Source organism: Mariniflexile sp., assembly GCF_052728615.1.
This window is the reverse complement of record NZ_JBFVFE010000102.1, coordinates 1-7,483: the sequence shown is the minus strand read 5'-3', so window position 1 is coordinate 7,483 and position 7,483 is coordinate 1. Positions and strand designations below refer to the sequence as shown.

The window sequence follows — 7,483 nt, the reverse complement described above, 5'->3', positions numbered from 1 at the left end:
CGATTTTAGGGCTAACGCCCCTAATACTGTATTATAAATCATAATGGGTTTTAATCTTCTCAACACTTGATTCGCATTAGTGGTTGGAAATGACCAGAGACGGAGGACGGAAGATAAAACAATTAACGAACAACGATTAACGATTTTTGATTGCTGAACGATGAAACTGAAAACTGCGACTGTGACTGGAAACTAATGTTGTCGTGCTTCAAAAATTTTTAAATATAGAAACGTTCCCATTTTTCTGGCGCGCTGTTTGGCGTTGGTTGCGTACTCGCCTTCAAAAAGTTCGTCAATGGTCTCAAACCACAGGTTAAGCCATAAGCCAAAATGAAGTTGGGTAATGCTGTTATTGTTTTCTTTATCTACTTTAACATGTGCTTCCAATGGATTGCCCAAATATTTGGTTCTCAAAAACAAACTGGCCTCCCAAAAAGTTGTTAATCGGTCTAAATGCGCATCCCAATCTTTAATAACGTCATTAAAAAAAGGCCCTAAAACAGCATCTTTTCTAACTTTAACATAAAACGAAGACACTAATAAATAAACATCTTCCCTGGATTTAATGTCTTTTTTCATACTTGCAAAATTAAGTTTTTTTGGCTCGCAAAGACGCTAAGTCACAAAGGTTTTTCATGAAGATTCACTAAACTGAGCGTATTATACACCGTTCCAAATATTTTTTCAAACTAAATAACTGAAAACTGCGACTGCGACTGAAAACTTATTTTAACTTTTGTATTTTTGCCACATGATTTCAGTAGTAATTCTCGGTGCTGGCAATGTGGCTACGCATTTATTTAAAGCTTTTGGCAAAATAGAACATGCCTCTGTTGTTCAGTGGTACAACCGCCGTTTGGATGCTTTAAAAAATCATAAAAATGATGTTGATATCACGGATGATCTATCTGAACTTAAACCTGCCGATTTATATATTTTGGCCGTCAGTGATGATGCCATAAAACCGCTTTCGTCTTTGCTTCCATTTGACAGCAGATTGGTAGTCCACACTTCTGGCAGCGTGGGTTTATATGATATTGACAAAAAACATAAACGAGGGGTTTTCTATCCGTTGCAAACCTTTAGCAAAACTGCGGATATCGATTTTGCAAATGTGCCTATATGCATTGAAGCACTTGAAAGTGCGGACTATCAATTTTTAAAAAAAGTAGCCATTGCCTTGGGGAGCCCGACCCAAAAAGTGAATACCGACCAACGGAAAATATTGCATTTAGCGGCTGTTTTTGTGAATAATTTTACCAATCAATTATACCGGGTCGCCCACGAAATAACCGAAAGCGAAGGCGCCGAATTTGATGCTTTAAAACCCCTCATTTTAGAAACCGCAAAAAAAGTGCAAGACCTATCACCGTATTTGGCGCAGACCGGTCCAGCAAAACGCAACGACAAAAAAACCTTGAAAAAGCATTTAAAACTTTTGAAAGACCCATACCATAAAGATATTTACAATTTACTGACCACCTCTATACAACGTACCCATGGAAGAAAAAAGCTATAAAGAATATTTAAACCACATTACCACTTTTATTTTTGATGTGGATGGTGTACTTACGGATAGTTCTGTATTGGTAACCACCACCGGCGAACTTTTAAGGGCCATGAACATAAAGGATGGCTTCGCCCTTAAATTTGCACTGACTGCGGGTTATAATATGGCCATTATTTCGGCTGGCACCAACGAAGGTGTTAAATTACGATTGGAAGGCTTAGGAATTAAAGATGTTTTTTTAGGGGCACACGATAAAATAACGGCGTTCAAGGAATATATTTCTGCCAATAATATTAAACCGGAACATGTATTGTATATGGGCGATGACATTGCCGATTATGCTGTTATGAAAGTAGTTGGTTTACCTAGTTGCCCACAAGATGCCATTCCTGAAATAAAAGGGATTTCCAAATACATTTCACATAAAAAAGGAGGCAAAGGTGCTGTTAGAGACGTTATTGAACAAGTGCTTAAAGTGCAAGGGAAATGGGTGGAATTAAGTTAGGTGTTTGTTGTTTGTTGTTAAGCGTATATTTTACAATCATTTGAAAACAACTTAAAACTTTAAACTTTGAACTTTTGAATCTTTTAAACCTAATCCGTTGGAAAAATTTACTAATGATTGCCATGGTGCAATTATTAATAAAATATGCGCTTTTAGAACCTTTTGGTGTGGAGACGAGTTTGGACACTTTAGGAATTTCACTGTTGATTTTAGCCACTATCTGTATTGCTGCCGCTGGGAATATTATCAACGATATTTATGATGTTGAAACCGACTTTATAAACAAGCCCGACAAACTTATAATTGGAAAATCCATTTCTGAAAAAACAGCTTATAACCTGTTTATCGTTTTTAATGTGGTTGGTGTTGGCGTTGGCTTTTATTTATCCAATTCTGTTGGACGAAGTGCGTTTTTCTCGATTTTCGTCATTATTTCAGCATTGCTTTATGTATATGCCAGTTATTTAAAGCAAATGCTCATCATTGGCAATGTGGTCATATCCATTTTAGTGGCAATGAGTTTGATTATTGTTGGGATTTTTGAGTTGCTTCCAAGCATCACAAGTTTAAATCAGCAAACACAATTAACGTTTTTTAAAATTATTTTTGACTATGCGGTTTTTGCTTTCATTATTAATTTGCTTCGCGAAATAACAAAAGACATTGAAGATGTTGATGGCGACCATAAAGCGGGCATGAATACCTTGCCCATTGCAATTGGTAGAGAACGTGCTGGCAAGGTATTGTTCACCTTGTCTTTTATCCCTTTATTCGCGGTTGGGTTTTACATCCTTAATTCACTTTATAAAAACCAAATGGCGGTGTTTTATTTTTTAATTTTAATTATGGGCCCGTTAATTTATACGAGCATTAAAATTTATAGCGCCACAACAAAAAAAGAGTTTCACCATATTGGTAATATGCTTAAATTAGTGATGCTTTTTGGGATGTTGTCGTTGTTGCTTTATTTGGTTCTTTTGAAAAAATAAGCATGACTGGATTAACGGGGATTTATTTTCTCGCGAAGCCGCAAAGCCGCTAAGCGTATGCCGCAAAAGTAACCTAGTTCTGATTGAAAATAAATTAAATAAAAAGTTCAACTCTATTCAAGGGATTAAAACTTTGCGCCTTTGCGCCTTTGCGAGAGAAATGATTTTTGAATACTGAAAACAAGAATAGGTACTAAACATTATAATGATGACTATTGCTGCGAATAGATGCGCAAGGGATTGAAGTGGAAAGCCCACAGCGACGAAGGAGCGAGGACTTGTAACGCAAAGCCCGACCCGAAGGGATGCGCCCAAGAAAAAAATTGAAGACTGGGACTGAATACTAAAAAAAAATGCTGAACGAAAAACTAAAAGACCACCACATTATTTTGGCATCGGGTTCACCCAGAAGGCAGGCCTTTTTCAAAACATTGGGATTGGATTTTGAAATCCGTTTAAAACCAATCGTTGAAGAGTATCCGCCACGGTTAAAACATTTTGAAATCAGTGATTATTTGGCGCAACTAAAAGCATTGCCTTTTAAGAATGAATTGAAGGAAAACGATATTCTTATTACCAGCGACACCATTGTTTGGCACAACAACCAAGCTTTAGGAAAACCAAAAGGTGAAATGGATGCTTTCAACATCATAAAATCGTTAAGCAACGCCACGCACGAGGTTATTACTTCGGTGTGTTTTACAGCTAAAAATTTTGAAAAAACCTTAAACGCCATTACAAAAGTTACATTTAAAAATTTAACCGACGAAGAAATTTTATACTACATAAAAACCTGTAAACCTTTTGATAAGGCTGGAGCTTATGGCATTCAGGAATGGATTGGGCACATAGGCGTTACAAAAATTGAAGGCTCGTATTTTAATGTTATGGGATTGCCCACCCACATAGTTTATAAAACGTTAAATACCATTGCAGAAGTTACATAAGTTCGTATTTTTAACATTAAAAGTTTTTTAAATGAAAAAAACACTTAAAACATTCCTGCTGTTTTTTGCAATTCTTAGCATATTTACATCGTTATCTTCTTGTAAAAAAGAAAAACATTCAAAAGAAACAGTTAAGCCTTTGGAAGCAAAAGCAGTTGCTAATCAAGTATCCAATGGCAAAAAACTTACACAACAATTTAAAAACTACTGGTATGCTGGTGAAGCAGAAATCTCATCCTATAAACTAGATCAGGCCCGCTACGGAGAAATGCGTACTGGACATGCTGTATTAATTTATGTTACCGAAGATTTTTTACCAACTGTTCAGGTAAAAGCAGATAATAAAAATGCAGACAACATACCTGTCCTCAAATTAAATGCCACTAAAAATTTCAACACAGGCATCTACCCCTATTCCATTATGCAAAGCACGTTCTATCCTGTCTCAAATACGGCACATGCCATGAAAGTGTCCAGTTCCATACAAGAATGGTGTGGACATGCCTATACACAACTCAATAATAAAAATCAGTTTGAAATCATGTCCCATTCCTATTTTGAGGGTGAAGCAGATGAAAATTTCAAACTTGAAAAAACCATTTTGGAAAATGAATTATGGACACAATTACGCATAGATCCTGAATCTTTACCTATTGGGGATTTGCAAATAGTCCCATCCTTTGAATTTACAAGATTACGCCATGTGCCTTTAAAAGCATATAAAGCTACTGCTGCTTTATCTAAAGGATCTTATAGTATTTTTTATCCTGAATTAAACCGAACACTTATTATTAACTTCAATGCAAATTTCCCCCATGATATTTTAAGTTGGGAAGAAACCTTTAAAAGTGGTTTTGGCGAAAATGCCAAACAACTTACTACAAGGGCTACTAAATTAAAAACCATAAAATCTGCTTATTGGACCAAAAATCGTATTATAGATGAAACCCTTAGAGATTCCCTTCAATTACATTAAACCGTTTTAATTTTCTAACGTACCTTTGTCTATCAATCAATCTTAACAAAAACCAATATGTTTTTTGAAAAATTTCAAAGCGAATTTATTATTACGGGATTTCTTCTACTTATATTACTAATCGTTCGCTTTATTTTAGTAGCACTTATAACAAAAATATCAAGAAAAAACGGTATCAACTTAGCGCGTATACACCTAATAAACAGATACGTATCTGTTACACTACTTATATTGGGCCTATTAATTATCCCATTTATTTTTGGTACGCAAGCACGTGATCTGGTGGTACTATTTTCATCTATTTTTGCGGTTATCGGTATTGGTCTATTTGCAATTTGGTCTATTTTAAGCAACATCACATCAGGAATTATTATGTTTTTCTCTTTCCCTTATAAGGTAGGCGACAAAATTGAAATCCATGATAAGGATTTCCCCATACAGGCCATCATTGAAGATATTAGAGCCTTTCAATTACATTTACGATTGGAAAACGGCGATTTGGTAACCTACCCCAATAACCTGATGTTGCAAAGAGCCGTAACCCTTATAAAAAAAGATGCCATAGAAGATGTAATTGATTCTGGAATTGACGATATTTAAATATTCTATACTGTTAAAAAAATGGGTAAAAACAGAATTAAAAAGCATCATAAAAAATTAGGGAAAGCACCCGGTAGCGTTATTTACACCGGTGAGAAAGCAACGAAAAAATTATTTATTGACGTTTTTGACTACAACATGGAGAAATGTGTTGAGAAAGAACTCACTACCATTGAAGAAACCTTCAGTTTTAAACTGTCCGATTCTGTAACCTGGATAAACTTAAACGGTTTAAACCACGTTACCGAAATAGAAAAATTAGGCCATCACTTCAATTTACACCCACTTGTTATAGAAGATATTGTAAGCATCTCCCAACGCCCGAAAATTGATGAGTATGAAGATTACTTATTTGTGGTGGTTAAAATGCTTTATATTGACAAAGACGACACGATCGCTTCAGAGCAAGTCAGTTTTGTTTTGGGCAATGGCTATGTGCTTTCGTTCCAAGAATCGGAAGGCGATGTGTTTGATGCTGTAAGAGAGCGCATTAGACAAGGTAAAGGTAGGGCGCGCGGGTTGCAGGCGGATTATTTGCTTTATATTTTAATGGACGCCATAGTCGATCATTATTTTACGGTTATAGAAACTTTGGGCGATAAAATTGAAGATTTTGAGGATGATATTTTCTTGGGCAATGTCAGCAAAACCGTCAATAGGGATATTCAAGATTTAAAAAGGGAAATACTGAGGGTGCGACGTGCCATTTTTCCGCTTCGCGAAGTCATCAATAGAATTGAAAAACATGAAAGTCCGCTCATCCAGCCCAAAACAAAGACTTTTTTCCGCGACATTTACGACCATATCATCCAAGTTTCTGAAAACATCGATATTTACCGTGAAATGATTTGGAGTTTAATGGATATGTACATGACTACCATTAGCAATAGAATGAACGAGGTGATGAAAGTACTAACCATCATGGCATCCATTTTTATCCCCTTGACCTTTATTGCTGGTATTTACGGTATGAATTTCGATAACATACCGGAGCTACATTATAAGTACTCCTATTATATTTTATGGGGCGTTATGATTACTATTTTTTTAGGAATGCTTTATTATTTTAAGCGGAAGAAGTGGCTGTGAATTAGTTGTTGGTTTTAACACAAAACCATTAGTACGCACCAAGTTGCAAATTTGGTTAAATCATTAGGAAAATTATAGAATGGGCAATTTTTATTCACTTAATTTGTTCTTTAAGTCCATTCGTTCGTGCAATATTCTTATGATTTCGATTTCATTATCAGATATTATCTGATAAAATATAATGTGTTTTCCAATTCTATGGCCTAATAAACCAATCTCAATTTTATCATACTTTTTTCCAATTACAGAACATTTAGAAATATCTTCACAAGCAGACTTCATGATAGCATAATATTTATCAGCTTGATTTTCAGACCAATTTTGTGAAGTATAATCCCAAATATTGTTAAGGTCATCAATGGCTTCTTGTTCAATGTGAGTTTAGCCATTTTTTCTTTTTTCTGATTTGAGCTTTGTGAGATTCTCGTCAAAATCAAAGTTTTCCACGCTTGGACTATCCAAACCTTCTTGGATTGCACTTTTGAGAGCAATAACCTTACTTTCTTCATCTTCCAAAAGTCGAAGTCCGGCTCTGATTATTTCACTGACGTTTTTATATCTTCCAACAGAAATTTGACTTTGCACAAATTGTTCGAAATGATCCCCAAGTGATATTGATGTGTTTTTACTCATTTTTTAATATTTTTCCAAATTTACCAAAAATTGGTAAAACATTTTAGTACATGACAAAAACAGTTCGTTGATATTTGAATAACTTCTATCGTTGACCCCTCCGCCTATCGGCACCTCCCCTTAAAAAAGGGGAGGAATTATTAAGGAACTCATTTTTAAGGGTGTACGACAAATTTCCCATTACGCTGCATTTTGGCATAACTGTTTGATTCTATGGCCTTGCTTGCTTTTATA

At 35.3% G+C, this 7,483-nt stretch carries 10 protein-coding genes; 7 read left to right on the top strand and 3 right to left on the bottom strand.

Translation table 11 applies throughout. The features are described from left to right. Positions 1–192 precede the first annotated feature (192 nt). Entirely contained in the window at positions 193–579 is a 387-nt protein-coding gene (locus ACU1LP_RS19170) for a group III truncated hemoglobin (protein WP_445731378.1), read from the bottom strand. A gap of 172 nt (positions 580–751) precedes the next feature. Here ACU1LP_RS19170 and ACU1LP_RS19165 point away from each other — a divergent pair, with 172 nt between their 5' ends. The 7 genes from ACU1LP_RS19165 (at position 752) to corA (ending at position 6,616) form a co-directional block, all read left to right on the top strand. After that, positions 752–1,519, top strand: coding sequence for a Rossmann-like and DUF2520 domain-containing protein (locus tag ACU1LP_RS19165; protein ID WP_445731377.1), 768 nt, complete (start codon positions 752–754; stop codon positions 1,517–1,519). Then, entirely contained in the window at positions 1,500–2,015 is a 516-nt protein-coding gene (locus ACU1LP_RS19160; RefSeq protein WP_445731376.1) for a KdsC family phosphatase, read from the top strand. The genes ACU1LP_RS19165 and ACU1LP_RS19160 overlap by 20 nt, the downstream gene beginning before the upstream one ends. Before the next feature lie 74 nt (positions 2,016–2,089). Then, entirely contained in the window at positions 2,090–3,004 is a 915-nt protein-coding gene (locus ACU1LP_RS19155; protein ID WP_445734110.1) for a geranylgeranylglycerol-phosphate geranylgeranyltransferase, read from the top strand. 353 nt (positions 3,005–3,357) lie between these two features. Continuing rightward, positions 3,358–3,951, top strand: a complete 594-nt coding sequence (locus ACU1LP_RS19150; RefSeq protein WP_445731374.1) for a Maf-like protein — start codon at positions 3,358–3,360, stop codon at positions 3,949–3,951. A 31-nt stretch (positions 3,952–3,982) separates the two neighbouring features. Continuing rightward, positions 3,983–4,927 (top strand): septum formation inhibitor Maf, encoded by a 945-nt coding sequence (locus tag ACU1LP_RS19145; RefSeq protein ID WP_445731373.1) that lies wholly within the window; start codon positions 3,983–3,985, stop codon positions 4,925–4,927. A gap of 231 nt (positions 4,928–5,158) precedes the next feature. Beyond that, positions 5,159–5,527, top strand: coding sequence for a mechanosensitive ion channel domain-containing protein (locus tag ACU1LP_RS19140; RefSeq protein WP_445734109.1), 369 nt, complete (start codon positions 5,159–5,161; stop codon positions 5,525–5,527). Between the two features lie 21 nt (positions 5,528–5,548). Further along, positions 5,549–6,616, top strand: coding sequence for a magnesium/cobalt transporter CorA (gene corA, locus ACU1LP_RS19135; RefSeq protein ID WP_445731371.1), 1,068 nt, complete (start codon positions 5,549–5,551; stop codon positions 6,614–6,616). A gap of 90 nt (positions 6,617–6,706) precedes the next feature. Here the strand turns inward: corA and ACU1LP_RS19130 are convergent, their stop codons facing one another. Together ACU1LP_RS19130 and ACU1LP_RS19125 are read right to left on the bottom strand one after the other, a co-directional pair. Further along, positions 6,707–6,976, bottom strand: a complete 270-nt coding sequence (locus ACU1LP_RS19130) for a type II toxin-antitoxin system RelE/ParE family toxin (protein ID WP_445731387.1) — start codon at positions 6,974–6,976, stop codon at positions 6,707–6,709. 21 nt (positions 6,977–6,997) lie between these two features. Beyond that, positions 6,998–7,249: a type II toxin-antitoxin system ParD family antitoxin gene (locus ACU1LP_RS19125; RefSeq protein WP_445731370.1), complete on the bottom strand. Its 252-nt coding sequence runs from the start codon at positions 7,247–7,249 to the stop codon at positions 6,998–7,000. Positions 7,250–7,483 lie beyond the last annotated feature (234 nt).

What these genes read in the sequence shown, in the direction of transcription:
- ACU1LP_RS19145 (WP_445731373.1), top strand. Translation starts at nt 3,983, where the DNA reads ATGAAAAAAACACTTAAAACATTCCTGCTGTTTTTTGCAATTCTTAGC.
- ACU1LP_RS19150 (WP_445731374.1), top strand. Translation starts at nt 3,358, where the DNA reads ATGCTGAACGAAAAACTAAAAGACCACCACATTATTTTGGCATCGGGT.
- ACU1LP_RS19170 (WP_445731378.1), bottom strand. Translation starts at nt 579, where the DNA reads ATGAAAAAAGACATTAAATCCAGGGAAGATGTTTATTTATTAGTGTCT.
- ACU1LP_RS19165 (WP_445731377.1), top strand. Translation starts at nt 752, where the DNA reads ATGATTTCAGTAGTAATTCTCGGTGCTGGCAATGTGGCTACGCATTTA.
- corA (WP_445731371.1), top strand. Translation starts at nt 5,549, where the DNA reads ATGGGTAAAAACAGAATTAAAAAGCATCATAAAAAATTAGGGAAAGCA.
- ACU1LP_RS19160 (WP_445731376.1), top strand. Translation starts at nt 1,500, where the DNA reads ATGGAAGAAAAAAGCTATAAAGAATATTTAAACCACATTACCACTTTT.
- ACU1LP_RS19125 (WP_445731370.1), bottom strand. Translation starts at nt 7,249, where the DNA reads ATGAGTAAAAACACATCAATATCACTTGGGGATCATTTCGAACAATTT.